The organism is Luteibacter sp. 1214 (genome assembly GCF_031455395.1).
Lineage (GTDB): Bacteria > Pseudomonadota > Gammaproteobacteria > Xanthomonadales > Rhodanobacteraceae > Luteibacter > Luteibacter mycovicinus.
Map to the genome: position 1 here is coordinate 1 of NZ_JAVDSQ010000015.1, position 26,732 is coordinate 26,732.

24 protein-coding genes are annotated in these 26,732 nt (G+C 65.8%); 9 read left to right on the forward strand and 15 right to left on the reverse strand.

The genetic code is table 11. The features are described from left to right. From J2X57_RS19735 to J2X57_RS19750, 4 genes are all read left to right on the forward strand, one after another. On the forward strand, positions 1-426 hold a 426-nt coding region (locus tag J2X57_RS19735; RefSeq protein ID WP_309869696.1), incomplete at its 5' end, for an IS3 family transposase. A 98-nt stretch (positions 427-524) separates the two neighbouring features. Beyond that, the gene (locus J2X57_RS19740; RefSeq protein WP_197062411.1) at positions 525-2,081 is read left to right on the forward strand and encodes a Ppx/GppA phosphatase family protein; all 1,557 of its coding nucleotides are present in this window, start codon (positions 525-527) and stop codon (positions 2,079-2,081) included. A gap of 50 nt (positions 2,082-2,131) precedes the next feature. Continuing rightward, positions 2,132-2,869 (forward strand): peptidylprolyl isomerase, encoded by a 738-nt coding sequence (locus J2X57_RS19745; protein WP_309869744.1) that lies wholly within the window; start codon positions 2,132-2,134, stop codon positions 2,867-2,869. Continuing rightward, positions 2,866-3,594 carry a UDP-2,3-diacylglucosamine diphosphatase gene (locus J2X57_RS19750; protein WP_309869701.1) on the forward strand — a complete coding sequence of 243 codons (729 nt, stop codon included), beginning with the start codon at positions 2,866-2,868 and terminating at the stop codon, positions 3,592-3,594. The genes J2X57_RS19745 and J2X57_RS19750 overlap by 4 nt, the downstream gene beginning before the upstream one ends. 33 nt (positions 3,595-3,627) lie before the next feature. Here the strand turns inward: J2X57_RS19750 and J2X57_RS19755 are convergent, their stop codons facing one another. The 6 genes from J2X57_RS19755 to J2X57_RS19780 form a co-directional block, all read right to left on the reverse strand. Further along, entirely contained in the window at positions 3,628-4,470 is an 843-nt protein-coding gene (locus J2X57_RS19755) for a ferritin-like domain-containing protein (protein WP_308847699.1), read from the reverse strand. A 6-nt stretch (positions 4,471-4,476) separates the two neighbouring features. After that, positions 4,477-5,955, reverse strand: coding sequence for an amidophosphoribosyltransferase (purF, locus tag J2X57_RS19760; RefSeq protein WP_036111911.1), 1,479 nt, complete (start codon positions 5,953-5,955; stop codon positions 4,477-4,479). A gap of 11 nt (positions 5,956-5,966) precedes the next feature. Further along, complete coding sequence (locus J2X57_RS19765) at positions 5,967-6,593, reverse strand: CvpA family protein (protein WP_239709085.1); 627 nt, start codon at positions 6,591-6,593, stop codon at positions 5,967-5,969. A gap of 48 nt (positions 6,594-6,641) precedes the next feature. Beyond that, entirely contained in the window at positions 6,642-7,697 is a 1,056-nt protein-coding gene (locus J2X57_RS19770) for an SPOR domain-containing protein (RefSeq protein WP_043694845.1), read from the reverse strand. An 87-nt stretch (positions 7,698-7,784) separates the two neighbouring features. Continuing rightward, a complete protein-coding gene (folC, locus tag J2X57_RS19775) occupies positions 7,785-9,062 on the reverse strand; it encodes a bifunctional tetrahydrofolate synthase/dihydrofolate synthase (RefSeq protein ID WP_043694848.1) in 1,278 nt (425 codons plus the stop codon). After that, positions 9,059-9,685 (reverse strand): hypothetical protein, encoded by a 627-nt coding sequence (locus J2X57_RS19780; RefSeq protein ID WP_052191337.1) that lies wholly within the window; start codon positions 9,683-9,685, stop codon positions 9,059-9,061. The genes folC and J2X57_RS19780 overlap by 4 nt, the downstream gene beginning before the upstream one ends. 84 nt (positions 9,686-9,769) lie before the next feature. Between J2X57_RS19780 and J2X57_RS19785 the strand changes: the two genes are divergently transcribed. Next, entirely contained in the window at positions 9,770-10,825 is a 1,056-nt protein-coding gene (locus J2X57_RS19785) for a sterol desaturase family protein (RefSeq protein WP_309869713.1), read from the forward strand. Between the two features lie 61 nt (positions 10,826-10,886). Here the strand turns inward: J2X57_RS19785 and J2X57_RS19790 are convergent, their stop codons facing one another. From J2X57_RS19790 to miaA, 6 genes are all read right to left on the reverse strand, one after another. Next, the gene (locus tag J2X57_RS19790; protein ID WP_036111897.1) at positions 10,887-12,194 is read right to left on the reverse strand and encodes an adenylosuccinate synthase; all 1,308 of its coding nucleotides are present in this window, start codon (positions 12,192-12,194) and stop codon (positions 10,887-10,889) included. A 52-nt stretch (positions 12,195-12,246) separates the two neighbouring features. Further along, on the reverse strand, positions 12,247-13,116 hold the full coding sequence (hflC, locus tag J2X57_RS19795; RefSeq protein WP_036111893.1) for a protease modulator HflC: 870 nt from the start codon (positions 13,114-13,116) through the stop codon (positions 12,247-12,249). Beyond that, positions 13,113-14,255, reverse strand: coding sequence for a protease modulator HflK (locus J2X57_RS19800; RefSeq protein ID WP_052191338.1), 1,143 nt, complete (start codon positions 14,253-14,255; stop codon positions 13,113-13,115). The genes hflC and J2X57_RS19800 overlap by 4 nt, the downstream gene beginning before the upstream one ends. A 161-nt stretch (positions 14,256-14,416) precedes the next feature. Further along, positions 14,417-15,724 (reverse strand): ribosome rescue GTPase HflX, encoded by a 1,308-nt coding sequence (gene hflX / locus J2X57_RS19805; protein ID WP_043694853.1) that lies wholly within the window; start codon positions 15,722-15,724, stop codon positions 14,417-14,419. A 95-nt stretch (positions 15,725-15,819) separates the two neighbouring features. Beyond that, positions 15,820-16,080, reverse strand: coding sequence for an RNA chaperone Hfq (gene hfq / locus J2X57_RS19810; protein ID WP_036111888.1), 261 nt, complete (start codon positions 16,078-16,080; stop codon positions 15,820-15,822). A 90-nt stretch (positions 16,081-16,170) separates the two neighbouring features. Then, complete coding sequence (miaA, locus tag J2X57_RS19815) at positions 16,171-17,151, reverse strand: tRNA (adenosine(37)-N6)-dimethylallyltransferase MiaA (RefSeq protein WP_309869726.1); 981 nt, start codon at positions 17,149-17,151, stop codon at positions 16,171-16,173. Positions 17,152-17,231: 80 nt separating this feature from the next. Between miaA and J2X57_RS19820 the strand changes: the two genes are divergently transcribed. Beyond that, on the forward strand, positions 17,232-18,194 hold the full coding sequence (locus J2X57_RS19820; protein ID WP_309869729.1) for a hypothetical protein: 963 nt from the start codon (positions 17,232-17,234) through the stop codon (positions 18,192-18,194). A 506-nt stretch (positions 18,195-18,700) separates the two neighbouring features. Then, positions 18,701-18,853 carry a hypothetical protein gene (locus J2X57_RS19825; protein WP_309869732.1) on the forward strand — a complete coding sequence of 51 codons (153 nt, stop codon included), beginning with the start codon at positions 18,701-18,703 and terminating at the stop codon, positions 18,851-18,853. A gap of 18 nt (positions 18,854-18,871) precedes the next feature. Here the strand turns inward: J2X57_RS19825 and J2X57_RS19830 are convergent, their stop codons facing one another. Together J2X57_RS19830 and J2X57_RS19835 are read right to left on the reverse strand one after the other, a co-directional pair. Further along, positions 18,872-21,034: a S46 family peptidase gene (locus J2X57_RS19830; protein ID WP_309869735.1), complete on the reverse strand. Its 2,163-nt coding sequence runs from the start codon at positions 21,032-21,034 to the stop codon at positions 18,872-18,874. An 83-nt stretch (positions 21,035-21,117) separates the two neighbouring features. Next, on the reverse strand, positions 21,118-23,271 hold the full coding sequence (locus tag J2X57_RS19835) for a S46 family peptidase (RefSeq protein ID WP_309869737.1): 2,154 nt from the start codon (positions 23,269-23,271) through the stop codon (positions 21,118-21,120). A 170-nt stretch (positions 23,272-23,441) separates the two neighbouring features. Between J2X57_RS19835 and tdh the strand changes: the two genes are divergently transcribed. Next, positions 23,442-24,464 (forward strand): L-threonine 3-dehydrogenase, encoded by a 1,023-nt coding sequence (gene tdh / locus J2X57_RS19840; protein ID WP_043698085.1) that lies wholly within the window; start codon positions 23,442-23,444, stop codon positions 24,462-24,464. Next, complete coding sequence (gene kbl / locus J2X57_RS19845) at positions 24,455-25,660, forward strand: glycine C-acetyltransferase (protein WP_197062412.1); 1,206 nt, start codon at positions 24,455-24,457, stop codon at positions 25,658-25,660. The genes tdh and kbl overlap by 10 nt, the downstream gene beginning before the upstream one ends. Before the next feature lie 50 nt (positions 25,661-25,710). Here the strand turns inward: kbl and J2X57_RS19850 are convergent, their stop codons facing one another. Beyond that, positions 25,711-26,400 carry a pseudouridine synthase gene (locus J2X57_RS19850; RefSeq protein ID WP_309869741.1) on the reverse strand — a complete coding sequence of 230 codons (690 nt, stop codon included), beginning with the start codon at positions 26,398-26,400 and terminating at the stop codon, positions 25,711-25,713. Positions 26,401-26,732: the final 332 nt, after the last annotated feature.

Here is a 26,732-nt window from a genome sequence, read left to right on the forward strand (position 1 = left end):
TATCTGGCCATCGTGGTCGATCTGTACTCCCGGCGAATCGTCGGCTGGGCCACAAGCCACACGCCCGATTCACGACTGGCCATCAAGGCCAACGAACTGGCCATCGGCTTGCGCCAGCCGGCTCCCGGATTAGTCATCCACACCGACCAGGGCGCCTCGTACACCTCCGATCGCTACACCCAACATCTGGCCCGGCACGGCATCGTTCAAAGCATGAGCCGAAAGGGGAACTGCTGGGACAACGCCGTCGTCGAACGCGTCTTCCGAAGCCTTAAACAGGAGTGGTTCGGCGAGGAAACCTTCCCGACCCGAGCTCTGGCATCACAAGACGCGATCGACTACCTGGTTCGCTATTACAACCACGAGCGCCTGCACTCCGCGCTCGACTACCGCCCGCCAGCCGAGTTTGAGAGGATGGCGGCTTAACGCTCCTATGCGTGGTCCTCAAATACCCGGCCACTACAGCCCTGCGCGCGATTTCCATGTCGCGCGCAGGGCGCGCTCCTACCCTCGCGCGCAGCACCATGCCAGAATCCACCGATACGCCACTGCGGAATGCACCTTTGGCCTCTACAGGTAAATCGCAGATCAACGACGGTGAACTGCTTGCCGCCGTCGACCTGGGCTCCAACAGCTTCCACATGGTGGTAGCGCGGTACGAACACGGTGAGCCCCGCGTGATCGACCGCCTGCGCGATTCCGTGCGCATGGCGATCGGCCTGCGTCCGGACGGCACGCTCGACGCGGGACACCGCGCCGCCGCGCTCGCCAGCCTGGCGCGCTTCGGTCAGCGCATCGCCGGCATTCCGGCGCTGCATGTGCGCGCGGTCGCCACCAACACCGTGCGTCGTCTCGCGTCGCCGCACGCGTTCCTGTCGGCGGCGGAAGCCGCACTCGGGCATCCGGTGGAGATCGTTTCGGGCCGTGAAGAAGGTCGCCTGATTTTTCTTGGCGCCTCCCACGATCTGCCGGCATCGCGCGACCACCGGCTGGTGATCGATATCGGCGGTGGCAGTACGGAGTTCATCATCGGCCGGGGCAACGCGCCGCTGCTGACCGAGAGCGTGCAGGTTGGCTGTATCGCGAGCACGCTGCGGTTTTTCCCCGGCGGCAAGATCACCCGCAAGCGCTGGCAGAAGGCGCGCCGTGAAATCGGCGTCCTCCTTCAGCAGTTTTCCGAGGATTACCGCGAAGCCGGCTGGGCCGACGCCTATGGCTCGTCGGGCACCTCCAAAGCCATCGGTTCCGTCGTGCGCGCGATGAAACTCTCCGACGACGGCGTCACGCCGGAGGCCCTGGCCGCCGTGCGCGAGGCGATCATCGAGCAAGGCTCCTCGGCCACGCTCAAGCTGCCCGGCCTGGCCGACGACCGTGCGGAAGTGTTCGCCGGCGGCGTCGCCATCTTCGAAGCCGCCTTCGAGGCTCTGGGTATCGAACGCCTGCGCGTATCGGAAAGCTCGATGCGCGAGGGCCTGCTCTGGGACCTGATCGGCCGTTCGGCGGGTACCGATCCCCGCATGGCGAGCATCGATTCGCTGGCCGCGCGCTATGGTGTCGACAAGGCGCAGTCGCGTCGCGTGGAAACCACCGCGCTGAGCCTGTTCGATCAGCTGGCCAAGGTCTGGAAGCTGGACGACGATGCCCGCGAATGGCTGTCGTGGGCGGCCCGTGTGCACGAGCTGGGTCTCGCCATCGCCCACAGCCAGCATCAGCGCCACGGCGCCTACATCCTGCGCCATGCCGACCTGGCGGGTTTCTCGCGCCAGGAGCAGCAGTTGCTGGCGGCCATCGTCGAATCGCACCGGCGCAAGCCGGAGAAGTCCGTCATCACGGCGCTCCCGGTGCGTTACCGGGTTCTCGCGCGGCACATCACCGCCATCCTCCGCCTGGGCGTGCTGTTCCGACGCGCCCGGCGTGCCGAGGCCCTGCCGCGCATCCGCGCCGTCGCCACGCGCCAGCGCCTTCGTCTCACCCTGCCCGCCGACTGGCTGGACCAGCATCCACTTACCGAGGCCGATCTCGACCAGGAGCGGGAGCCGCTGGCCGAGCTCGGCCTCGAACTGGAAATCGTGACGGAATGACCAAGGGGCGTATCATGACCAGCTTGTTCCACCGCCACGACCGGTCACCCATGCTCAAAGCCGTCCTCGCCAGCGTCCTTCTCGCCCTGCCCGTCGCGGCGCTGGCCCAGCAGCCTGCCAAACCGTCGGCTCCGCCCACCGGCTCGGCGGAGCATCCCAGGGTCGTGATGCACACGACGCAAGGCGACTTCACACTCGAGCTGTATCCGGAAAAGGCGCCCAAGAGCGTCGCCAACTTTCTGCAGTACGTCCGTGACGGCTTCTACGACGGCACCGTCTTCCATCGCGTGGTCAACGGCTATCTGGTCCAGGGCGGCCTTTACAGCCGCGACCTGACCCAGCGTCGCACGCGCGCGGCCATTCCCAGCGAGGCCGACAACGGTCTGTCCAATCTGCGCGGCACCGTCGCGGTCGCCCGCGGTGCGGACGCCAATTCGGGTACGTCGCAGTTCTTCGTCAACCTGGTCGACAACCGCCGGCTCGACTACGTCAGCAACCAGAGCGGCCTGACCTGGGGCTTCGCCGTGTTCGGCAAGATCGTGAGCGGCATGGACGTCGTCGACAAGATCGCCGGACTGCCTACCCGCGCGCAGGGCCCCTTCGTCGGCGACGTGCCCAACCCGCTGGTGATCATCGATACGGCCAGCGTGGTGGGCGAGGAGAAAGCCGCCCCGGCCGCGTCGTCATCGGCTCCCGCCGCGCCGGCAGCCAAGCCTGCCGCCACTGAGCCGGCCAGGCCCGCGACTAAGAAAACCGAAAAGAAGTCCGCCACGCCGAAGGCCGCATGAGCACGCTGTTCATCGCCGACCTGCATCTGGACGATGCACGCCCCGGTATCACCACCCTTTTCGAACAGTTTCTGGCGTCGGACGAAGCGCGATCGGCGTCGGCCTTCTACATCCTCGGGGATCTGGTCGAGGCATGGATCGGCGACGACGACGATGCCGAGCTTCCGGACCGCATCGCCAACGCCACCCGCGCGCTGCGCGACGGCGGTGTGCCCGTCTATTTCATGGCGGGCAATCGCGATTTCCTACTGGGAGAGACCTTCGCCGCGCGTGCAGGCATGACCCTTCTCGAGGATGGCACCGTTCACGACATCGAAGGTGCGCGGACGCTGCTGATGCACGGTGACGTGCTGTGCACCGACGACGTCGAATACCAGACGGTGCGTGCGCAGGTTCGTACGGAGGCGTGGAAAGCCCAGGTGCTGTCGATGCCGCTTGCCGCACGCCGTGCATTCGCCGCGCAGGCGCGCAGCGACAGCAAGTCACGCACGGGGCGTATCGACGAGACGATCATGGACGTGAATCAGAACGCCGTCGAAAGCGCGATGCGCGACGCCGGCGTGCGTCGGCTCGTGCATGGGCATACGCATCGTCCCGCCGTTCACGACTTCACGCTCGATGGAGACGCCGCGCAGCGGATTGTGCTGGGCGACTGGTACGACCATGGGTCGGTGCTGGCGATCGATGGGGATCGCGTCGAACTCCGCGGCTTGTCGGCGGGTTGAATCACCAAGGGGGCTGGCTTCCACCAGAGTCGGTCAGCTCAGCGTCGCCAGCCAGACCAGCTCGCTTTCGGAAAACCCCGCCGCTCGCCGCGCATCCAGATTGAACGGCCCGCGCAGCGACCCGTTCATGTAGTCATCGAGCAACCGGGCGAACGTCGCCTCCGGCTCGATACCGTCGCGCTCGCAGCACCAGTGAAACCAACGCGTGCCGGCCGCGACATGCGCCACTTCCTCACGAAGGATGACCTCGAGGATGGCGACGGTGCGTTCATCCTGCTGCCGACGAAGACGCTCCATCATCCCCGGCGTGACGTCGAGCCCACGCGCTTCGAGCACACGCGGTACGAGAGCCATGCGCGCCGTATCGCTGTGCGCGGTCTTCTCCGCCATTTCCCACAAACCGTTGTGCGCATCGAAATCGCCATAGGCGTAGCCGAGCTCGGCCAGACGACCCGACAGCATCGTGAAATGACGTGCCTCGTCGTTGGCGCAGGACGCCCAGTCGCGGTAGTACGCGTCGGGTTTGCCACGAAAGCGATAGACCGCGTCCCAGGCGAGATCGATCGCATTGAACTCGATGTGCGCGATGGCGTGAACCAGCGCGGCGCGTCCTTCCGCGGAACCCAGGCCACGCTGTGAAAGCTCGCGCGACGGGACGAGGCGCGGACGCTCGGGACGCCCGGGCAGGCCGATGGGCAGCGGCGGCGGCGATCCCGCATCGGGACGCAGTTCACCGCGATCGAGCGCGGCGAACGTCTCGAAGCTGAGTCGCAACTTTTCCGCGGGGGCGGCGGCGTCAAGGCAGCGCCGCGCGGCCGCGTGCAGATCGTGGGCGTCGTTCATCGCGGGACTGGCGGCACGATCCCGTGCCGCCATCAGTCGTCAGGCGGTACGGCGTTCGTTCTTGGCCGAGTCAGAGCGCATCGCTTCCTGCTGCTCGAGGAAGCCCTCGTCCACACCGGTCACGTACTCGCCCGAGAAGCACGACGTGTCGAACTGCTTGAGGTCTTCGTTGCCGTCGTTGACCGCCCAGACGAGGTCTTCGAGGTCCTGATAGATCAGCCAGTCGGCACCCAGTGCCTTCTCGACTTCCTCCACCGTACGGCCGGCGGCGACCAGCTCGGAAGCGGCCGGCATGTCGATGCCATAGATGTTCGGGTAACGCACGGGCGGCGCGGCGGACGCGAAATAGACGTTCTTCGCCCCGGCGTCGCGCGCCATCTGGATGATCTGGCGCGAGGTCGTACCGCGGACGATCGAGTCATCCACCAGCAGCACGTTCTTCTTGCGGAATTCGAGCTCGACCGTATTGAGCTTGCGGCGCACGGATTTCACGCGCTCGCCCTGGCCCGGCATGATGAAGGTGCGGCCGATATAGTGGTTCTTGACCAGGCCTTCGCGCATCGGCACGCCCAGCGCCTGCGCCAGCGAGCTGGCCGCCGTGCGCGAGGTGTCGGGAATCGGGATGACCGCGTCGATACCGTGATCCGGGCCGCGCTCGCGCAGGATCTTCTCGGCGAGTTTCTCGCCCATGCGCAGGCGCGCCTTGTAGACCGAGACGTCTTCGATCATCGAGTCCGGACGGGCCAGATAGACGTACTCGAAGATGCACGGGGCATGCACCGCGCCCTCGGCGCAACGCTGGGCGTGGAGTTCACCGCCCTCGGTGATGATGACGGCTTCGCCCGGCTCGATATCGCGCACGCGCTTGAAACCGAGCACGTCGAGCGCGACCGACTCGGAAGCGACCGCGTATTCGCGGCCTTCCGCCGAGACGCGCTCGCCGAGAACGAGCGGACGGATGCCGTTGGGGTCGCGGAAGGCGATCAGGCCGTAGCCCAGCACCAGCGCGATACAGGCGTAACCACCGCGCGCACGGGCGTGCACGTTGGTGATCGCCTTGAACACATGCTCCGGCGTGAGCGCGCCGCGGTCGTCGACCTGCAGCTCGTGGGCGAGGACGTTGAGCAGAACCTCGGAGTCGGAGTCCGTGTCGATGTGACGGCGGTCGTCTTCGAACATTTCCTTGCGCAGCGCCTCGGTGTTGACGAGGTTACCGTTGTGCGCGAAGGCGATGCCGTAAGGCGAATTCACGTAGAAAGGCTGCGCCTCCTCCGTGCCTTCGGAGCCGGCGGTGGGGTAACGGCAGTGGCCGATCCCGATACGGCCGCGCAGCTTGCTGACGCCGGCGGAGTTGAAGACATCGCGCACCAGGCCGTTGCCCTTGTGCAGGCGCAGGCGCGCGCCGTCCACGGTGGCGATACCGGCGGCATCCTGCCCGCGATGTTGCAGGACGGTCAGGCCGTCATACAGGGCCGATGCCACTTCCGTGGTACCGACGATGCCGATGATTCCGCACATGGTGTTGCCTTCTACTGAGTGGCCGTCGTGGTCGCGGCGGCAGGGTGAGCATTATCGTTCTTCGAGGCCTGCCCTGGCATCGTCAGGTCGCGAAGTTTCATCAGTTCATCCTTGCTCGGCAAGGAAACGTTGGGCATTTTCATGTCCTGCAGCGCCGCTGGCGGATGCAGGTACTGACGCACGTTGGCCGGCACCTGTTGACCGAGCCATGCGGCAGGCGCGGCGAACTGCGGCAGCAGCGCCGATTCCCGCCAGATGGGTTCGTTCGGCAGCGGCGTGAAACCGAGCGCGAACACCACCAGGCTGACAATCAGCACGCCGCGCACGGCGCCGAACACCATGCCGAACAGGCGATCCGGTCCACCCACGCCGGTGCTGGCGACCAGTCGGGAAATCAGGAAGCGAAAGATCCCGCCCACGAGCAGGACCCCCATGAAACACACGCCGTAACCGATGCCGATCCGCGCCATCGGCAGCGAAATGCTGCTTTCGAGCCGCTGTGCGATAAGCGGCCCGAACGTCCAGGCCGCCCAGAACGCGCAAACCCACACCACGAGCGACAACACCTCGGAAATGAGGCCGCGCACCAGGCCGATCAAGGCCGAGATGAACAGCACGCCGATGATGACGTAGTCCACCCAGCTCACCGGCCGCCCCCTGCTGTCGTGGTCATCCGGGAGTGCCCGTTACGGGGCCGGTACGATGACGCCATCGAGGCCGACCTTGGCCTTGATCTGATCTTTGAGACGCGCCGCATCGTCACGCTGCGTCTGCGGGCCAGCGCGCACGCGCCAGAGCTTCGCACCCGAGCTGGAGGCGACGCTGTCGATGTAGCCGGCGATGCCCGCACCACGCAGCTTGTCGCGCAGTCGCGTGGCTTCCGCCTCGCTGCTGACCGCGGCAACCTGAACGGCGAAACCGCCGGCTCGTGGCGACGGGGTCGGCACAGCGGCCGGCACGGCGGCGGGTGCGGCGGGCGCGGGAGCGGCGGCAGCCCGCACCGGGGCGGGTGCGTCAGCCGTCTGCGTCTCCGGCCTGGAGGACAGCGACGCGGGAGCGCCCGGTACGGCGGCCGTGATCTTGAGACGAGCGGCCTCGGCGGCGGCGCGCGTCTCGAACGGGCCGGCGGAGACGCGCGTCAGCGCCTTGCCCGCCTGATTGGACGCGGATGTGCTGACCGGGTAACCCAGGGCCTTCACCTTCTGGACCAGGGCGTCGGCCTTGGCATGATCGGCGTAGGCACTGAGGTTGATCGTGTAGCTGCCACGCCCGGCCGTACCGGCGGGCAGGGCCTCGGCGGCAGGCGGCGCGGTCGCGGCCACCGGCTTCGGTGGCCGGGTGGCCGGCGCGGGAGCGGCCGGGGTGGTCGCGGGCTTGCTCGCTGGCGCGAAGTCTTCGGGCAGTGCATCGGCAGGCTTGCGCGAGGCGATGTCCACCGAAGCCAGCTTGCTTCCGCCACCCGGCGTGACCGCGGCGGGGCTGGGCGCGGGAGCAGCGACAGCCGACGGCGTGCCCGAGGCCGGGGCGCCGACGGCGGGCTGCGAGCCGCTGGCGGACGCCGGCGAGCCATTCGGCGCCACATCGAGCGTACGGGTCTGCAGCTCGCGATCCGGGGCCGGCGGAATCTCGAGGCTGACCGTCTGGTCGGCGTCGGACTTCGGCGGCGCGCTGGAGAACATCATCGGCACGAACAGGACCAGCAACGCGATCAGTACCGCGGCACCCAGCAGGCGTGTTTTCAAGGAAGGCTCCATACGACCGGCGCAAAGCGAATCGCGGCGATTATAACCGGCAAAGGGGTGCCCCCGACGCCCTTCCCCTCGCGGCGTTCACCTCGCGGCGGCCAGGGCGACGCTCGCGACGAAGAACGAGCCGAATAACAGCACGATGTCGTCTTCACCCGCATCGGCGCGCGCCGCGGCCCAGGCCGCTTCCACGCTGGCGAAACTGGCATGTACCGCGCCCGGCAAAGTCGCGACAAGGCTCGCCGCCAGTGCGTCGGCTGTCAGCCCGCGAGGCGTATCGCGGTCCAGTCCGGCGACGTACCAACGGTTGACGCGATCCCCCAGTGCAGCGATCACCCCATGGGTGTCCTTGTCCGACAGCGCGCCGTAGACAGCGAGCACCCTCACGCGACCCGGCTGCGCGTCGATCCACTCGGCCAGCGCCCTGGCCGCCTGTGGATTGTGTCCGACGTCGACCAGCGTCGCAGGTCGGTCGGCGATTTTCTGCAAGCGCCCCGGTACCCGCACACTGGCCAGCGCGTGGCGTATCGCTCCGGGCGGGACATCCCGTGTGGGGCCGAGGGCGTGAATGGCCGCGATAGCGGTGGCCGCGTTATCGATCTGGACGGGCGCATCCAGCGCGGGAAGCGGCAGATCGAGGACGGTGCCGTCGGCGTGGGTCCAGGTCCAGCCGCGTGTCCCGGCGCCCGGGTGCCGGCTGACCCGGAAGCTGTCGCCGGCTCGCATCACGCGCGCGCCGAGGCCTGCCAGGGCGGTGAGCAGGCCCTCGGGAGGTGCGTACTCGCCCACGATCGCCGGGCGCCCGGCGCGGGCGATCCCCGCCTTTTCGCGGCCGATGCTGTCGCGGTCCCCGCCCAGCCAGTCCTGGTGATCGAGATCGATCGTGGTGATCGCCGCCACATCGGCGTCGATGATGTTCACGGCATCCAGTCGTCCGCCGAGCCCGACTTCGAGCACCGCGACATCCAGCGACGCGCGGGACATCAGGTCGATCGCCGCCAGCGTGCCGAACTCGAAGTACGTCTGCGGGATGGTGCCTCGCGCGCGTTCGATCCGCTCGAAAGATGCGACGATGGCCTCGTCGCCGGCGTCGATGCCATCGATGCGGATGCGCTCGTTGTAGCGGATGAGATGCGGCGACGTGTAGCAACCCACGCGATAGCCGGCGGCCCGGAGCATGCCCTCGATGAGTGCGACCGTCGAGCCTTTGCCGTTGGTGCCCCCCACGGTGATCACCTTCGGCGCGGGGCGCGGCGAGCCCATCGCGGTCCAGACGGCGCGGACGCGATCGAGTCCCAGTGCGATGTCACGCGGGTGCGTGCTTTCCTGATAGGTGAGCCAGTCGGCGAGCGAACGAGTCATTGGGAAACCTTTGCACGATCGAGTTCGCGCATCCAGAAGTCGAGAGTGTGCGGTGTCGCGACGTCATCGCCCCGCTCCTTCCACGAGAGCGTGCAGAACATAGCGTCCACAGGCGCGTAGCCGCGACCCCGCCAGAACGCCTCATTGCCGCGGTGGTCATCCGGCGCACGCGGATCGGTCGCCTCGCGCCGGACCGAACAGAAGGCCGTCCAGCGAAATTCGCCGACGGTCCGGGCATGCGCCTCACGAGCGTCGAAGAATGCGTGCCCGATCCCACGCCCGCGCCACGGTGACAGCAAAACGGACTCACCGAAATAGAAAACATCGTCGAGCGGAATGCCACGCGCCAGGAAAGCCGAATGAAACGCTTCGCCATCATCGGCGAGCGGCACCCCGGTTGACGCACCGATCACCCGCCCCGACGCCTCGCGAGCCACGACGCACACACTGCGCGGCGACGCGGCGTACGAGGCAAGGTAGCCACGCTCGTAATCGCGGTCGCCCTCGTACAGATAGGGCCAGTCACGAAACACGGCGATACGGAGGCCGGCCAGCTCGTCCACGACTGGCAGGATGCCCTGCCCCACATGGACGTCGAGACGGATACCGGGAATGTCACGCATGCGGAAAGCCCGACGAAAGAGGCGTGAAGCTTAATGGCCCGATCGGCCGCGTGCACCTCCGCGGCACCGGCGAAGGTAGGCGGCATGTTCGCGCTTTGGTCCTCACTGGTCGACTGGACGAGTCTCCACGCCATCGTCCCGTTCCTGACCTTTCTCCATCTGAACGGCCTGGCCGGCGACCCGCGTGAGATCGCCGAGGCCATCCTCATATCCATCCTGCAAGTGGCGATCATCGGCTTCCTGTTCCGTCCGCTGGAGTCGGTGATTCCGGCCGAGCGCTGGACGGACCGCAGGCTGACACGGGTCGACCGGCAGTACACGCTGATGATGCTGCTCGGCATCTTCCCGATGTTCAGCTATCTGGTGCTGACACCGATCGGCAATGCCTTCGGCGGTCCGGACAACGGCCAGGCAGGCGACGACTCACTGCTGGGCATCACGCACTGGATCCCGGCACTCGACGGACATCCGCTGGCGCTGTTCCTGGTCTATTACGTCATCTACGACCTGGTCTATTACTGGATGCATCGCCTGCAGCACGCGCTGCCCTGGTGGTGGGCGCTGCACAGCATGCATCACAGCACCCGACAGATGAGCTGCTGGACCAACGATCGCGGCAGCCTCGTCGACGGTTTTTTGCAGTCGATGGTACTGGCCGGTGTCGGCCTGGTGATCGGCGTGGCGCCGACCGATTTCGCCTGGCTGATGCTGCTGGGTGAGCTCGTGCAGAATTTTTCGCATGCGAATGTGCGCGTGCGTTTCGGGCCGGTATTCGACCGGCTGTTCGTGTCACCGGTGTTCCATCGCCTGCATCACATGCTGGTGGATCCGGATCGGCCGACGCTGCATAACTGCAATTTCGGGCAGGTGTTTTCAGTGTGGGACGTGGTGTTTGGCACGGCCCTGTACGGCGAGCCGATCCGGCCGACCGGCGTGGGCGATCCGATGGTGGATGCCGATAACGGGAAGGGCCTCGTAGGGCTGCACTGGAACGCCTTCCGGCGGTTCTGGGGCGCGGTGCGCTGCAAGGCCGGATGGACGCTGGGCGATGTGGCGTTCGATGAGCGGTATCGGCCGGTGTCGGTGAAGGACATCGATCTGCATGCCCTGGAAGCAGGGCGCCCGGGCGAGCATCCGTAGTCGTCCACGAAAAACGCCAGCCTCACGGCTGGCGTTTTTCGTATCGCATCACTGCATCGGATCAGCAGTTGTCGGCACCGCCGAACGGGTCGTCGAGGATGATCGTGTCATCGCGATCGGCGCCCGTGGCGACCAGCGCCAGCTTGCAGCCCGAGAGTTCCTCGACCGCGCGCAGGTAGGCGCGAGCGGCGGGCGGCAGCTTGTTCCAGTCGCGGATACCCGCGGTGGACTCTTCCCAGCCCGGGAACTCGAGGTAGACCGGCTTGCACTCGGCCCAGCCGTCGGCGTCCAGCGGAGCGAGTTCGCGACGCTTGCCGCGGTACTCGTACGCGATGCAGACCTTGATGCTTTCCAGGCCGTCGAGCACGTCGAGCTTGGTGATCGCCAGGCCGTCGATGCCGTTGATCTGCACGGCGCGCTTGAGCGCGACCAGATCGATCCAGCCGCAGCGACGCGGACGACCCGTGCTGGCGCCGAACTCGTTGCCCTTCTTGCGCAGCAGCTCGCCCATCTCGTCGTTGAGCTCGGTCGGGAACGGACCGCCGCCTACGCGGGTGGCGTAGGCCTTGCAGATACCGAGCACGTAATCGATGTCACGTGCGCCGACGCCGGTGCCGGCGAGCGCGCCGCCCACCGTCGTGTTCGACGAAGTGACGTACGGATAGGTGCCATGGTCGATGTCGAGCAACGCGCCCTGCGCACCTTCGAACAGGATATTGCCGCCTTCCTTACGCACGTCGTGCAGGATGGTGGCGACGTCGTCGACCATCGGACGCAGGTATTCGCCCCACGTCAGGGCTTCGTCGAGGACGGTCTGATAGTCGACCGGCTCGGCCTTCAGCCACTGGGTCAGCACGAAGTTGTGATACTCGACGGCGGCCTGCACTTTCTCCGGCAGCTCGTGCGGGTACATCAGATCGGCGACGCGGATGGAGCGACGCGCGACCTTGTCCTCGTACGCGGGGCCGATGCCACGACCGGTCGTGCCGATGGCCTTGGCGCCGGAGGCGACTTCGCGCGCCTTATCGACGGCGATGTGGTACGGCATGATCAGCGGGGTCGCCGGCGAGATCTTCAGGCGCGGACGCACGTCGACGCCCTGAGCCTCGAGCTCGGCGACTTCGCTCATCAGCGCGGCCGGCGACAGCACGACGCCGTTACCGATCAGGCAGAGCGCGTCGTCGCGCAGGATGCCCGAGGGGATCAGGTGAAGGACGGTCTTCTTGCCCTTGATCACCAGCGTATGGCCGGCGTTGTGGCCACCCTGGAAACGTGCGACGGCACCGACGCGCTCGGTGAGAAGATCGACGATCTTGCCCTTGCCCTCGTCGCCCCATTGCGCGCCCAGAATAACGACTGACTTACCCATGTTGACGGTTCTCTCTAAGTGACGTTGCCCGGATGGGCGATGTGTATAGGGATCAGCGCTGACGGCCGGGGCCGTCGTTGAGATAGCGCAGGAATTCGGAATCGGGCTTGAGGACGAGCACGCCCTTGCCATCGGCGAACGACTTACGATAAGCCGCCAGGCTGCGATAGAAAGCGAAGAACTCGGGATCCTGGCTGTACGCCTGGGCGTAGATAGCGGCTGCCTGAGCGTCGCCATCACCCTTGACCTTGGTCGCGTCACGCTCCGCATCGGCCACCAGCACCGACTTCTGACGGTCGGCGTCGGCGCGGATCTTCGCCGCGCTTTCCTGGCCGGTATAACGGAGCTCGTTGGCCAGCTGCAGGCGCTCGGCGCGCATACGCTTGTAGACCGAGCCACTGACTTCGTCGGGAAGGTCGATGCGCTTGATGCGTACGTCGACCACCGAAATGCCGAGGTTCTGGCGTGCGGCGGCGTCGGTGTCCTTACGCACCTGGCCGGTGATGTCTTCACGGCCGCCGGCGATCAGGTCTTCCAGCTTGCGCGAGTTGAACTCGTGACGCAGGGCGTCCTTGACGATGGGCGTGAGGCGCTGGATCGCCTGGGTGTCGTCGCCCGACGTGGCGCGGTAATACGCCGCGTTATCGGCGATACGCCACTTCACGTAGAAGTCGACGTTGACACTCTTCTTCTCGAGCGTGAAATAACGCTCGGGCTGGGCATCGAGCCCCAGGATGCGGTTATCGAAACGCATGACCTGCTGCACGACGGGAATCTTGAAGTGCAGACCCGGCTGGTAATCCGCGCGGACGATACGGCCGAACTGCAACAGCAACGCGTTTTCGCCTTCCCTGACGACAAAGGCGCTGTTGAAGCCCAGCAGGACGATGAGGACGACGATGAGGCCGGAAACGATCTTCACTGGGCGCTCCCCTGCTGCGGCTGGTTCGGCGTCGGGTTGGCGTCGGTGGTGGCCGACTGCACGACAGTACCGACACCGGGTACGTTGCGAATCGAGCTGTTCGGCGCTTCCACCGGCAACTGGATGATGTTCTTGCCGTTGCTGCCGTCGACGATCTTGGGATTGCCGGCCATGACCTCTTCGACCGTTTCCAGCCACAGGCGGCGGCGCGTCACTTCGGGAGCGGCGCGGTATTCCTTGAGCAACAGATTGAAGCGCTCGGCCTCGCCGTTGGCGCGTGCGATGCGCTCCACGCGATCGCCTTCCGCGACGGCCGAGATACGACCGGCGTCGCCACGGGCCAGTGGCACGACGCGGCTCTCGTAGGCGCGGGCGTTGTTCTCTTCGCTCTGCTTGTCTTCGCGCGCGGCGTTGACGTCGTCGAAGGCGTCCTTCACTTCCTTGGGCGGCGAAACGTTCTGGAAGCTGACCCCCGTCACCAGGATGCCGGCGTCGTACTTGTCGAGCGTGGCCTGGAGGATGTCGCGGGTCTGCTGCTGCAGGGTTTCCTTCGCGGCGGGCGCGACACCGGCGGCCGGCGCCTGATCCGGCGCCGGCGTGTCGACGCCCGGCGTGGTCAGGATGTTGTCCATGATGTTGGCGCCGACCACGGAACGCACGGCCGCCTCGGCCGCGTTGTGGATGGTGTTTTCTTCGCGATCCGCGTTCGAATACAGGAACTTGCGCGCATCGGAGACCTGATACTGCACGTTGAAGTCGATCGCGATGATGTTCTCGTCCCGCGTCAGCATGGACACGTTGTCCGAGACCGAGCGGATCTGGGTCGTCTCGACCTTGGTCACCGTCTCGACCGGGCTGGGCGCCTTCAGATGAAAGCCGGGCGGCAGAATGCGCGAGAACTGGCCGAAGCGCAGCACCACGCCGACCTGACGCGCATCGATGACCGTGTAGCTGCTGACCAGCAGCCAGGCCACGATGAACACCAGCACGATGGCAGTCACGCCGCCGCTGCCGGCGCCGAACTTGCCAAAGCGTGCCTTCAGGCTCTTCAGCGCACCGTCGAGATCGGGCTTCCGCCCGCTCGACCGGTTGCGGTTCCAGGGATCCTTCTGGCCGTTACCGGGTTCGTTCCAAGCCATGGGCGACAGTCTCCTTCGGGGACCGAGGGTGGGCGGCTGGCAAGCCATGAGGTGGCCCGGGCGGCGGGGAAGCGGCGCCGGGCACGCGAAGGCCCGTCACCACGCCGATCGGGCACGCAAACGACGTGAATTCTATCAGATAGGGTAAGGCGGGTGCTCGCTCAGAACGCGGGATGCGGCGGATCGATCAGCTCGCGGAGCGGCCCGGCATGCACATCGTCGCCCAGCAACGGCGCCAGAACGGATCGCGGCGCGTCGATATCCAGATGCCAGCCATGCTCGTCGATGGCCTCGCCGGCGATCGCGCCCGCCGCCTTGAGGCGGGCATGCAGCCGGCCCGCCGTGAGCGGAAGCTCAAGACCCGTGCGGATGCGGTCGCCGCCGAGCAGTTCGCCCAACGCCTCTCGCAGCCCTTCGATACCCTGCCCCGTGGCGGCGGAGAGCCAGACCTGACGCGGCTTGCCGTCGTCCCCGCGATCCACCCGTGGCTCGACGTCGATCAGGTCGACCTTGTTCATCACCGACAGCTGGGGCACATCCCCGGCCCCGATCTCGTCCAGCACCTCGTCGACGACGCGACGGAGCAGCTCGCGCTCTTCGTCCGCGGCGTCACTTAGGTGAATGAGCAGGTCGGCGTCGCGCGCCTCGGCCAGCGTGGCGCGGAAAGCCGCCACGAGGTCATGCGGGAGCTCGCGGATGAAACCCACCGTGTCGGCGATTACCGCGGGCCCGCACGCGAGGCCGTCGATCTTGCGCACCGTGGGGTCCAGCGTGGCGAACAGCTGATCCGCCGCGTAGACGCCCCCGGTGGTCAGCGCGTTGAACAGCGTGGATTTGCCGGCGTTGGTATAGCCCACCAGGGCGACCCGGGGCACGGTATTGCGCAGCCGCGAGCGGCGCTGCTGGTCGCGCTGGGTCCCCACTTTCTCGAGCCGCTTGCTCAGCATCTTCACGCGCTCGGCCAGCAGCCTGCGATCGGTCTCGAGCTGGGTTTCACCCGGGCCGCGGTTGCCGATGGCGCCGCCACGCTGGGCGTCAAGATGGGTCCAGCCCCGGACCAGCCGGGTCGCCAGGTGCTTGAGCTGAGCCAGTTCCACCTCGAGCTTGCCTTCGTGGGAGCGGGCACGCTGGGCGAAAATGTCCAGGATCAGGCCGGCGCGGTCGACCACGCGGGTCTGCAGCTGCTTTTCGAGGTTGCGCTCCTGCACAGGGGTCAGCTCGTGGTCGACGAGGACCACGTCCGCCTCCAGCGCGCGCACGGCTTCGGCGACCTCTTCGGCCTTACCGGTACCGATATAGAAACGGGGGTTGGGCTTCTCCACGCGGGCGGAGATGGTCGCAAGGACCTCGGCACCGGCGGAAGCCACCAGCTCGGCGAATTCCTCGCCGCGACGAATGGCGTCGCCTTCGCCGCGGGAATGCGGCAGCACCAGCACCGCGCGATCGCCTTTCTTTTGCCTGTCGAACACTTAGGGGGATGACCTCATCAAAAAAGGAAGGGGTGCGCGTACCCCAAGGATACGCGCACCCGCTCTTTTACATATGGGTCGCCGACGGGGGCCCCTCAACCCTCGACGTCGCCCGCACCGGCTTCCGCGTGGTTCTCGTGGCCACCGACCCGCACGTTGCGGCTGGGCACGACCGTGGAGATGGCGTGCTTGTACACCATCTGGCTCACCTGATTGCGCAGCAGCACCACGAACTGATCGAACGACTCGATCGTGCCCTGCAGCTTGATGCCGTTCACCAGATAGATGGCGACCGGCACGCGTTCGCGACGAAGCGCATTGAGAAACGGATCCTGCAACGATTGCCCTTTGGACATTTCTTCTTCTCCCCTACGCCTTCGTACGGGACCGGGTAAAAAGAACGCCTGACGGCGCCCCGGTCCAAGTGATTTGAATCTTAACTGCTTTTAAATACCGGCTGGAAGCGCCGCGCGTGAAGCCCGCGGCATCCCCAGGAACTGCTGAAGTGCCACGTCGGCCCCCGGCAGCGGATCCCCCCGGTCCGGGTCGAACGTGCGTGCGTCGAGCTCGCCGCGCAACCAGGTGATCTGGCGCTTGGCGAGTTGCCGCGTTGCATAGATACCACGGTCGCGGAAGTTCGTGGCGTCTCCCTGACCATCGAGGTACTCCCAGGCCTGGCGGTAACCCACCGCACGGATGGCCGGAAGCTCGGCATGCAGGTCGCCGCGGGCGCGGAGTCGCTTCACTTCATCGAGAAAACCACCGGCGATCATGGTGTCGAAGCGGGCGGCTATCCGCTCGTGAAGCAGCTTGCGGTCATCCGGCAGCAACGCCAGCTTGAGCACCCGCCAGGGAAACGGCTCGCGGCTACCGCCCTGCTGGAGCTCGGTGAGTGTCCGGCCGGTCAGCTCCATGACCTCGAGGGCGCGCTGGACGCGCTGGGCATCGCCCGGCCGGATACGTGCACCGGCCACCGGGTCGCGTTCGGCCATCCGCTCGTGCATGGTGGCCCAGCCGACCCGCGCCGCCTCGGCGCCGATCCGCTCCCGCACGGCCGGATCGGCCTCGGGCAGATCCGACAGCCCCTGCTGCAGCGCCCGGAAGTAAAGGCCCGTGCCGCCGACGAGCAGCGGCACCCTGCCCGCCTTTCGCACCCGGTCCATCGCCGCCAGGGCGTCGGAGCGAAAGTCTGCCGCGGAATACGGCTGAGCCGGATCGCGAATGTCGACGAGCTCGTGCGGGTAACGCGCCAGCGTCGCCGCGTCGGGTTTCGCCGAACCGATATCCAGCCCGCGGTAGACGAGGGCCGAATCGACGCTGATCAGGCCCATCGGGTAGCGGTCGGCCAGCGAACAGGCAAGCGCCGTCTTGCCCGAGGCGGTCGGGCCCATCAGAAAAACGGCGAGAGGACGGTGATCGAGGGTCATGCCAGGGTACGACGAAGCAAACGATCGCAAGGGTACCGCAGCCGGTAAGATCGGCGGGCACTCAAAGGGAGAACGGAAGCATGTTGCGTGTTGCGCTGGCGCTTGCCGCCATGATGGGGGTTATCACTGCGGCGGATGCCGCGACGGTTGTGCCCACGGTCTACGAGGCAGGACATTTCTTCGCCACGCCCGCCGACACTGCCGGCCATGCACTGAAGCTCGTCGTGGACACAGGGGGCGGCGGCAGGAGCTGGCTGGTCTACGGCGATCCCGGACGCGCCATGGGCCTCGTCGAATCGTCCTGCGAGGGTGACAGGACGTTCGTCACGCCCGCCTTTGCGCCAGGCAAGGCGCTGCCGCGGTCTCCAAGAAACTGCGGCATGGCAAGCAACGTCGACTGGCCGCGCAGCTCGGTCGAGAACGGCATGCTCAGCGGCTGGTATCTCTCCGATTTCATCGTGACCTTCGACTATCCGCGCAAGCGCCTCGTCTTCGAGGACGCCAGCTGGCGCTCGGATGCATCCGCTCATACCGTGCCGCTCGGGTTTCTCGTCAATCGCAAGGGCAAGCTCGGAAGCCCGTTCCCACGGATCACACTGACCATCGACGGGCAAGCTCTCGATGTACTGCTCGACACCGGTGCCACCGCGCATCCGACGGTCGCAGGCCAGCACGCCATGGCCACGCCGGTCGTCGAGGGCTACGGCGTCACCAGCTACGTGACCACCAGCGTCATGAACCGATGGCACGAGAAGCATCCCGACTGGAAGCTCGTCGATCAGGCCGATGATCTGCTCGGTGCGGCGAAGGCGACACGCGCGATCCAGGTACCTGCCGTCGCCGTCGGCGGCTGGTCCGTCGGACCTGTCTGGTTCACCGAGCGGCCGGACAAGAGTTTCGTCGACACGATGTCTTCTTATATGGATGGGACGGTTTTCGGCGCGGCGGGCGCCAATCTCCTTCAGTCCTTCCGCATGACGATCGATTACGCACGGCACAAGGCGTATCTGACCTGCATCGACGCGTGTCGTCCGGTGCGGTGACGCGACCGCCGTGGTCACCCGTTGACCAGCTCAACGCAAGAGCATGATGCGCAAGGGATCTGCAAACTTGTCCACAGGCTTATGCAAACGGTATCCACATGGCCTGTGGATATCGTGACTCACGCCCGCCCGGCGGTGAGCAACGATTGACCAGCACAACCCAAGTCGTTGCTATGTAAGCCTGAATCGGACTTGTCCACACGGTTATGCAGTCGGTATCCACACAAGGTGTGGATAAGACTGCATTGAGAATCGGGAACATCCGACCTGGCTTTCTTCGCAGGGTGGGCTAGGCTCTTCAACCAGGCATCAGCACCTCAGACGAAAAAGCAGCATCGACGGTGGAGCACTGAGCACCGCGCTGATCATTAAGTGATCAGACGAACCGAAGTGTTTGTCGGCAAAGCGATATGCCGACTTATCCACACGGTTATGCAACCCGTATCCACATACCCTGTGGACAACGCATGCCGCCCCCGCCCCCAAAGAAAACCGAGACCGGAAGCATGTCACCCGACGAGCTGGAAAAAGTCCGCGCCGAAATCGGCAAGCTCATGGCCGAGACCGCGAAGATCGACGCTGAGGCACGGTGGTATCCCTTCGTTACAGCGGCGGGTCTCTTCGCAGCGGCTCTCGGCCTGCTGAAGCTTCTCGCCTGAAGCGACGAACCGCCGACATCACTTCGTCGGCACGCCCATCTCCTTCAGCAGATTGTCGGCATGGTCCAGGTGATGCATCACCCACAGCATGTAGCGCACATCCACCTGGATGGAGCGATTGAGTTTCGGGTTGAACAGCCAGTCGCCACTCACCGACTCCCAGTTACCGTCGAACGCGAGGCCCACGAGCTGGCCCTTCGCATCCAGTGCCGGTGAACCCGAATTGCCACCGGTGATGTCGAGATCGGCGAGAAAGTCGACTGGCAACGTACCCAGCTTCTTCGACGCGTAGCCGTCGTAGGCCTTTGCCCTGATCGCGTCGGTCTCAGCCTTGGGCGCATCGAACGGCTCGATACCCGTATCCTTCTGCACGATGCCCTCGGCGGTGGTGAACGGCGCGTAGCTCACGCCGTCGCGCGGCGCGACGCCCTGCACATTGCCGAAGGTGACGCGAAGCGAGCTGTTGGCATCGGGATACACCGGCAGGCCCTGCGATTCCTTCCACGCGATGATCGCCTGCATGTAGCGCGGACGAAGCTTCGCCAGTTCACCGTCGCGGGCATCGTCCTGATCCTGAATCGCCTTCAGTTCCGGCAGCAGGGCATGCGCCAGCTTGAGCATGCTGTCGTCGCTGGCGGCGACGGCCTTCGCATCGGCCTTGAACCATTTCATCCGCTCTGCGGTGTCGCCCAGCTTGCTGCCCTTGTAGAGCGAAGCGACCTTCGCCTGGATGGCCGGTCGCGTGTTCGCGCCAGCAAGCCAGGTGTCGAGACCGGCGAGATGCTGATCCTTCGGCAGCGCGGCATAACGGACGAGGGCGTTCGTCAGCAGATCCTGATCGGTCTGCGCGTCGTAGCGACGCTCCATCTGCTTCAGCGCGCCTTCGATACGCACCTCGTCACGCTGCTGGAAGCCGGTCTCACGCTCCATGTCCGGCTTGGCGCGCTCCTCGGCGAGGCGCGCAAGACGCACGCCTGCGGAAAACAGCTGTGTCCGCTGGATCAGCATCAGGTCGAGATCGCGCTCGCGCGTGGCCTGGTATTCGGCGAGCTTTGCTTTGAGCTGGGCGATGTCTCCGGCGAGCGCCTGATTTTCCGCGCCGCCCTGCTTTGCGAGCCAGGCGGTGAGATCGGCTTCCTGCTTCTGCTTCACCGCTACCGCGTCCGCACGACGCAGCCCTTCGAGCTGGCCACCGAAGTTCTTCAGATAGTTGTTGAGGCCGGCGACGAGACTGGCGTACTTCACCGTGACCTCGGGATCGCGCTTGCCGTTGGCGGCGATCGTGTCGAGCTGCTCCTGATAAAGCTTGATCTGCGTCGGGTAGCTCCAGTCGATGGCACTCTGCACCTCCTGGGCCAGCCGATAACGGTTGGTACGACCCGGGTAGCCGACGACCATCACGTAGTCGCCCTCCTCCACACCCTGCGGATTCACCTTGATCACGTGCTTCGGGTGATACGGCACGTTGTCCTTCGAATACGTGGCCGACTTACCGTCCTTCGACACATACGCACGCAGGTAGCTGAAGTCGCCGGTGTGGCGCGGCCACATCCAGTTGTCGACGTCACCGCCGAACTTGCCGATGGACTCGGGCGGGGCATAGACCAGACGTACGTCCTTGATCTCGAGCTGTCGGATCAGCTGATAGCTGTAGCCGCCGTGGAAGGTGTAGACGTCGCAGCGATACCCGTCGGTCTCGCACGCCTTCACCAGCTCCTTCTTCGCGCGGTCGATCGCGTCGTAGCGCTGCTGGCCGGTCATCGTCGCCGTCAGCTTGCCGGTGACATCCTTCGTGACATCCCGGATCTCCTCGGTGACGAAGACGCGCATGTCGGGCGAGCCCGGCAGCTCTTCGCCGAAGTTCTTCGCCAGGAAGCCCTGCTCGATGAGGTTCTTGTCCTTGGTCGAGTTGTACTGGAGCGCGCCGTAACCACAGTGGTGGTTGGTCACGACCAGGCCGTCCGTCGACACGAACGACGCCGTGCAGCCGCCGAGACTGACGATGGCGCCCATCGGATAAGCGGTCAGATCCGTCAGTGAGGCCGGATCGAGCTTGAGCCCGTGCTGCCTGAGGGTGCCTGCGATCTTCGGCAGCTGGGCAGGCTGCCACATGCCTTCGACGGCGTGCGCGGCGGGGACGAGACCGGCCGCGAGGGCGGCAGCAAGGGCGAGACGACGCATGAGGTGATGCTCCCTGAAGATGTTATAAAGTAACAATGACCGACGGGACCTCCGGCGGTATGTGCCGGAGGTCATGGAACGCCTTACTTTGCGGGAACGCCGAGTTCACGCAGCAGGGCGTGCGACGGATAGACCTTGTCCATCAGCCAGCGCATGTAGCGCATGTCCACATGGATGGCCCGCTTGTAGCGGGGGTCGTACATCCAGCTGGCGCTGACGGCCTCCCAGTTGCTGTCGAAGTTGAGGCCGACGAGTTCGCCCCTGGCGTTAAGCACCGGCGAGCCCGAGTTACCGCCGGTCGTATCCAGGTTGCTGAGGAAGTCGACCGGCATCGCGCCGGTCTTCGCGTCGGTGTAGCCCGCGAAGTCGCCCTTGTGGATCGCATCGATCAGCGGTACGGGCGCATCGAACGGAAACGCCCCCGTGTTCTTCTCGACGATGCCCTGCACCGTGGTCAGTGGCGCGTAGCTGACCGCGTCGCGTGCGGCCAGTGGCGTGACCTTGCCGTAGCTGACACGCAGCGTGGAGTTCGCGTCGGGATAGACCGCCTTACCCTGCTTTTCGCGGTAAGCGATCAGCGCCTGCATGTAGGCCGGGCGCAGGCGAAGGAGATCGCCCTCCCGCGCCTTCTTTTCTTCCTCGATGCGCAGCAGCGCAGGCCGAAGCGTGCGGGCGGCGACCAGCAGGGCGTCGTTGCTTTTCGCAACGTCGGCAGGCGCGGCGGCGAACAGACGCGTGCGTTCGGCCTCCCCGGCGAACGTCGTCGCGCCGTAGATGCCGTCGAGCGCCCTGGTCAGCTCGGCCGGTGTACGACCGAACACCTTGTCGACTTCCGGCAGACGCTGCGCGTCCGGCAACTGCTGATAGCGCGTGAGCACCGAGGTCACCAGCGCTTTCTCCACGCGCGGGTCGTAGCGGCGCTGAATCTGTTTCAGCTGACTCTGGATCAGTTCCTCGTCACGTTTCTGGTAGCCGGATTCGCGCTCGGCGTCGGCCTTCAGGCGTTCCACCGACAGACGATCGATCGACAGCGCGCCGCGCATCAGCTGAGTCTGCGACGTCAGGAGGCCCAAGAGCAGGTCGCGGTCGCGCACGTCCTTGCCCTGCGCGATCAGTGCCATGGCCTGATCGATCGACGGTTTGAGCGCAGCGGCGTCGGACTGGGTCGCCAGCCACGCCAGCATTGCCGCCTCGTCCTCACGGCGAACCGCCACGGCGTCGCTGCGCTTCAGACCTTCCAGCTCACCGCTGAACCGTTTGATGTTGTTTTTGAGCGACTGCAGCTGCGAGGCGTAGCGGATGCCGGCTTCCTTGTCCGCCTTGCCCTGGGCCTCGATCACGTCCTGCAAGCCCTTGAGCACGGCGACCGACGTCGGCAGGCGCCACTCGATCTGGTCGGCGAACTCCGCCGCCGTGCGATGACGGTAGGTGGTGCCCGGGTAACCGGCCAACATGACGAAGTCGCCCTCGGCCACGCCTTCCGTCGCCAGCTTCAGATGCGAAGGCGGGTGATAGGGCACGTTGTCCGGTGAGAAGTCGGCCGGCTTGCCGTCCTTGCCGACATAGGCGCGAAGGATGGTGAAGTCACCCGCGTGGCGCGGCCAGACGAAGTTGTCGATTTCGTCGCCGTAGTTACCGATCGCCCGGGGCGGTGCATACACCAGACGGATGTCGCGCAGTTCCAGCTGACGCACCAGGTAGAAGTCGCGACCGTAGAACATGTTGGCGACACTGCACCGGATGCCGGGCTCCTTCTCGCACTCCGCGACCAGTGCCTTGCTCGCCGCATCGACGGCATCGTAGTAAGCCCTTCCCGTCTTGCCCCTCGCGTCCGCCAGGATGCGGTCGGTGACCTTGTCGAAACCTACGGTCACGCGCAGGCGGTAATCCGGGTTGGCCGGCAGCTCGCCAGCGCGGTCCGGCGCCACGAAGCCCTCGTTGATGAGATCGCGGTCCGGCCGGGTGTTGTACTGGATGACACCGAAGGCGACGTGGTGATTGGTCACCACGAGACCATCGGATGACACGAACGAGCCCGTGCCACCGCCGATGCGGACGACCGCATTCAGGGGCGCTTTCGTCAGGTCGGCCAGGTCCTTGGGATCGCCCCTAAAGCCGGCATCCTTGAGATTCTTCGCAATCGAAGGCAGCTGCGACGGCAGCCACATGCCTTCGTCGGCCTTCGCATCCAGCGCCAGCGCCATGGCGGCTCCCAGCATCATCGATCGGATTCGCATTTTCGTTGCCCCTGTCGGTCTTGCAAAGCGGTCCCGACCATAGAGGCCCCGGGCCCTCGCTGGCAATGCCGCGCCGCATCACGAACGGGGGATGGACGGGCCTATAATGGCGGTTTGGGTCCAGCCCCGGACCTTCCCCGCACGGAACCTTTGAGCCCATGCAGCAGACGATGAAAGCGCTCGTGAAGCGCAAGCCCGAGCAAGGCATCTGGATGGAAGAAGTGCCGGTGCCGCAGGTCGGCCCGAACGAAGTCCTGATCAAGATCGAAAAGACAGCCATCTGCGGAACGGACCTGCACATCTACAAGTGGGACGAGTGGTCCCAGCGCACCATCACGCCTGGCCTCACCATCGGCCACGAGTTCGTCGGTCGCATCGCCGAGATCGGCCCGGGCGTCACCGGCTACAACATCGGCGACCGCGTCTCGGCCGAAGGCCACATCGTCTGCGGCCATTGCCGCAACTGTCGCGCCGGCCGTCAGCACCTGTGCCCGAACACCACGGGCATCGGCGTGAACCGCAACGGTGCCTTCGCTGAATACATGACCATGCCGGCCTCCAACCTGTGGCCGATCCCGGACCAGATTCCGTCCGAGCTGGCCGCTTTCTTCGACCCGTATGGCAACGCCGCGCACTGCGCACTCGAGTTCGACCTGATCGGTGAAGATGTCCTGATCACCGGCGCCGGTCCGATCGGCATCATCGCCGCAGGCATCGCCAAGCACGTCGGTGCGCGCAACGTGGTCGTCACCGATGTCAACGACTACCGCCTGAAGCTCGCCGCCGACATGGGCGCCACGCGCGTGGTCAACGTGTCCAAGCAGTCGCTCAAGGACACCGTAAAGGACCTGCACATCGAAGGCTTCGACGTAGGTCTGGAGATGAGCGGCAACCCCCGCGCCTTCGGCGATATGCTCGACTGTATGTACCACGGCGGCAAGATCGCCATGCTCGGCATCATGCCGCGTGGCGCCGGTATCGACTGGGACAAGGTCATCTTCAAGGGGCTCACCCTGCAGGGCATCTACGGCCGGAAGATGTACGAGACCTGGTACAAGATGACCCAGATGGTGCTCACCGGCTTCCCGTTGCAGAAGGTGCTGACGCATCAGATCGCGATCGACGATTTCCAGAAGGGCTTCGACCTGATGGACGCCGGTCACTGCGGCAAGGTGGTCTGCTCATGGACGTGACCTACCCCGGCCAGACCCGTTTCGCCAGCGAGCTCGACGCCATCCGCGAACAGGGTCTGTTCAAGAAGGAGCGCATCATCGTCTCGCCGCAGTCGGCCGAGATCGAACTGGAAGGCGGCCGCAAGGTCCTCAACTTCTGTGCGAACAACTACCTCGGCCTCGCCGATCACCCCGACGTGATCCAGGCGGCCAAGGACGCGCTCGACACGCACGGCTTCGGCATGGCCAGTGTGCGCTTCATCTGCGGCACGCAGGATCTGCACAAGGAGCTGGAGGCGAAGATCGCCACGTTCTTCGGCAAGGAGGACACGATCCTCTACGCCGCCTGCTTCGACGCCAACGGCGGACTGTTCGAGCCGCTGCTGGGCGAGGAAGACGCGGTCATTTCCGACTCGCTCAACCACGCCTCGATCATCGATGGCATCCGCCTGTGCAAGGCAAAGCGTTTCCGCTACGCCAACTGCGACATGGCCGATCTCGAGGCCCAGCTGCAGGCCGCCGATGCGGCGGGCGCACGCACCAAGCTGATCACCACCGACGGCGCGTTTTCGATGGACGGCTTCGTCGCCCCGCTGGCCGAGATCACCGCGCTGGCGAAGAAGTACGACGCGCTGGTCCACATCGACGAGTGCCACTGCACCGGCTTCCTGGGCGATACCGGCCGCGGCTCGGCCGAACTGCACGGCGTGCTCGACAAGATCGACATCATCACCGGCACGCTGGGCAAGGCACTCGGTGGCGCCCTGGGCGGTTTCACCACCGGCCGCCGTGAAGTCATCGAACTGCTGCGCCAGCGCTCGCGCCCGTACCTGTTCTCCAACTCGTTGCCGCCGCACGTCGTCGCCGCCGGTACCAAGGTCTTCGACATGCTGGATGCCGCCGGCGACCTGCGCGAGAAGGTGAAGGAAAACACCCGCTATTTCCGCGAGAAGATGACCGAAGCCGGTTTCGACATCCGTCCGGGTCAGCACCCGATCGTGCCGGTGATGATTTACGACGCGAAGCAGGCGCAGGCCATGGCTACCGAGTTGCTCGAGGAAGGCATCTACGTCACGGGCTTCTTCTTCCCCGTCGTGCCGCAAGGCAAGGCACGTATCCGCACCCAGATGAGCGCGGCGCATACACGGGAACATCTGGATCACGCGATCACGGCGTTCACCCGGGTGGGAAAGAAGCTGGGCGTGTTGAAGGGCTGAGGGTCTTCCTCAACCGGTGATAGCCAGCCCGCTCACGATGGGCGCTGGCCTCACCGCCTCCGCAGGCCGGACACCTCAGCCTCAGTCAAATGCCGCCACTGCCCCTTGGCCAGTTCGCCAAGGGGCAAGTCACCGATCGCCACGCGCACCAGTCGCTGGACCTCGAACCCCAGCGCCGCCATCAACCGGCGGATATGCCGGTTGCGTCCCTCGTCGAGCGTGACCTCGAGCCAGGCCGTCTTCTCGCCCTGCCGCAACAACGCCGCCGCACCCGCACGCAGCGGCTCGCCTTCAACGATGACTCCGCCGAGCATCGCCGCGATGGTCGACTCGTCCGGTTGTCCCGCCACCTGCACGTGATAGGTCTTCGGCACGTGCGTCGCCGGCTCGGTGATCCCAGCCGCCCAGACGGTGTCGTTCGACAGCAGCAGCAAGCCTTCGCTCGCCTTGTCGAGCCGACCCACCGGCCCGACCCAGGGCAACCCGGCACCTTCGAGCAGCCCATAGACCGTATCCCGCCCGCGATCGTCGGATGCGGAGACCACCACGCCTCGGGGCTTGTTCATGACGAGATACACAGGCGCGGCGGCGACCGCCCCCGCACCATCCAGCTCGATCCGCTCGCTCCCCGTGATCCGGAATTCGGGATCGCGCACGATCTTTCCATCCACTTTAACCCGCCCCTCGCGCGCGGCCTTTTCCGCCTGGCTACGCGAGCAGACACCGCGTTTGGACAACACGCGCGCGACCCCGAAGGTGGGCTGAGATGGCCGTCTGGCGCGCAGCGGCGTCGGCGTTCTGACAGGAGGGCGAGGCATATGTCTAGGATAGTGGAAGCGGTTCTTCTGGCGGGAGGATGTCCTTGGGGGGCTCGGCTTGCGCCATCGCACCTTGGCTTTGTCGCGGCGTGTCGTGGCGCGTTGAAGAGCCGGCGGGTGCCACCCTCGCGTCCACGCCTGCGGCGACCCCTCAAGGAGGGCCGCTACCGCGGCCGTGTATCAATGGCCTTCGGCCGGGTCGGGCTCCGACTGGGGGTTTTCGAGTCGGCTGTCCCTGCCTCCCCGAAAACGGC

Bases quoted from the DNA above. Each gene is read 5' to 3' on its own strand.
- J2X57_RS19780 (WP_052191337.1), bottom strand. From the start codon at position 9,685: ATGCGTGACATTCCCGGTATCCGTCTCGACGTCCATGTGGGGCAGGGC.
- J2X57_RS19750 (WP_309869701.1), top strand. From the start codon at position 2,866: ATGAGCACGCTGTTCATCGCCGACCTGCATCTGGACGATGCACGCCCC.
- folC (WP_043694848.1), bottom strand. From the start codon at position 9,062: ATGACTCGTTCGCTCGCCGACTGGCTCACCTATCAGGAAAGCACGCAC.
- hfq (WP_036111888.1), bottom strand. From the start codon at position 16,080: ATGTCCAAAGGGCAATCGTTGCAGGATCCGTTTCTCAATGCGCTTCGT.
- miaA (WP_309869726.1), bottom strand. From the start codon at position 17,151: ATGACCCTCGATCACCGTCCTCTCGCCGTTTTTCTGATGGGCCCGACC.
- J2X57_RS19820 (WP_309869729.1), top strand. From the start codon at position 17,232: ATGTTGCGTGTTGCGCTGGCGCTTGCCGCCATGATGGGGGTTATCACT.
- J2X57_RS19825 (WP_309869732.1), top strand. From the start codon at position 18,701: ATGTCACCCGACGAGCTGGAAAAAGTCCGCGCCGAAATCGGCAAGCTC.
- kbl (WP_197062412.1), top strand. From the start codon at position 24,455: ATGGACGTGACCTACCCCGGCCAGACCCGTTTCGCCAGCGAGCTCGAC.
- J2X57_RS19740 (WP_197062411.1), top strand. From the start codon at position 525: ATGCCAGAATCCACCGATACGCCACTGCGGAATGCACCTTTGGCCTCT.
- J2X57_RS19790 (WP_036111897.1), bottom strand. From the start codon at position 12,194: ATGGGTAAGTCAGTCGTTATTCTGGGCGCGCAATGGGGCGACGAGGGC.
- tdh (WP_043698085.1), top strand. From the start codon at position 23,442: ATGAAAGCGCTCGTGAAGCGCAAGCCCGAGCAAGGCATCTGGATGGAA.
- J2X57_RS19835 (WP_309869737.1), bottom strand. From the start codon at position 23,271: ATGCGAATCCGATCGATGATGCTGGGAGCCGCCATGGCGCTGGCGCTG.
- J2X57_RS19800 (WP_052191338.1), bottom strand. From the start codon at position 14,255: ATGGCTTGGAACGAACCCGGTAACGGCCAGAAGGATCCCTGGAACCGC.
- J2X57_RS19785 (WP_309869713.1), top strand. From the start codon at position 9,770: ATGTTCGCGCTTTGGTCCTCACTGGTCGACTGGACGAGTCTCCACGCC.
- J2X57_RS19755 (WP_308847699.1), bottom strand. From the start codon at position 4,470: ATGGCGGCACGGGATCGTGCCGCCAGTCCCGCGATGAACGACGCCCAC.
- J2X57_RS19745 (WP_309869744.1), top strand. From the start codon at position 2,132: ATGCTCAAAGCCGTCCTCGCCAGCGTCCTTCTCGCCCTGCCCGTCGCG.
- purF (WP_036111911.1), bottom strand. From the start codon at position 5,955: ATGTGCGGAATCATCGGCATCGTCGGTACCACGGAAGTGGCATCGGCC.
- J2X57_RS19830 (WP_309869735.1), bottom strand. From the start codon at position 21,034: ATGCGTCGTCTCGCCCTTGCTGCCGCCCTCGCGGCCGGTCTCGTCCCC.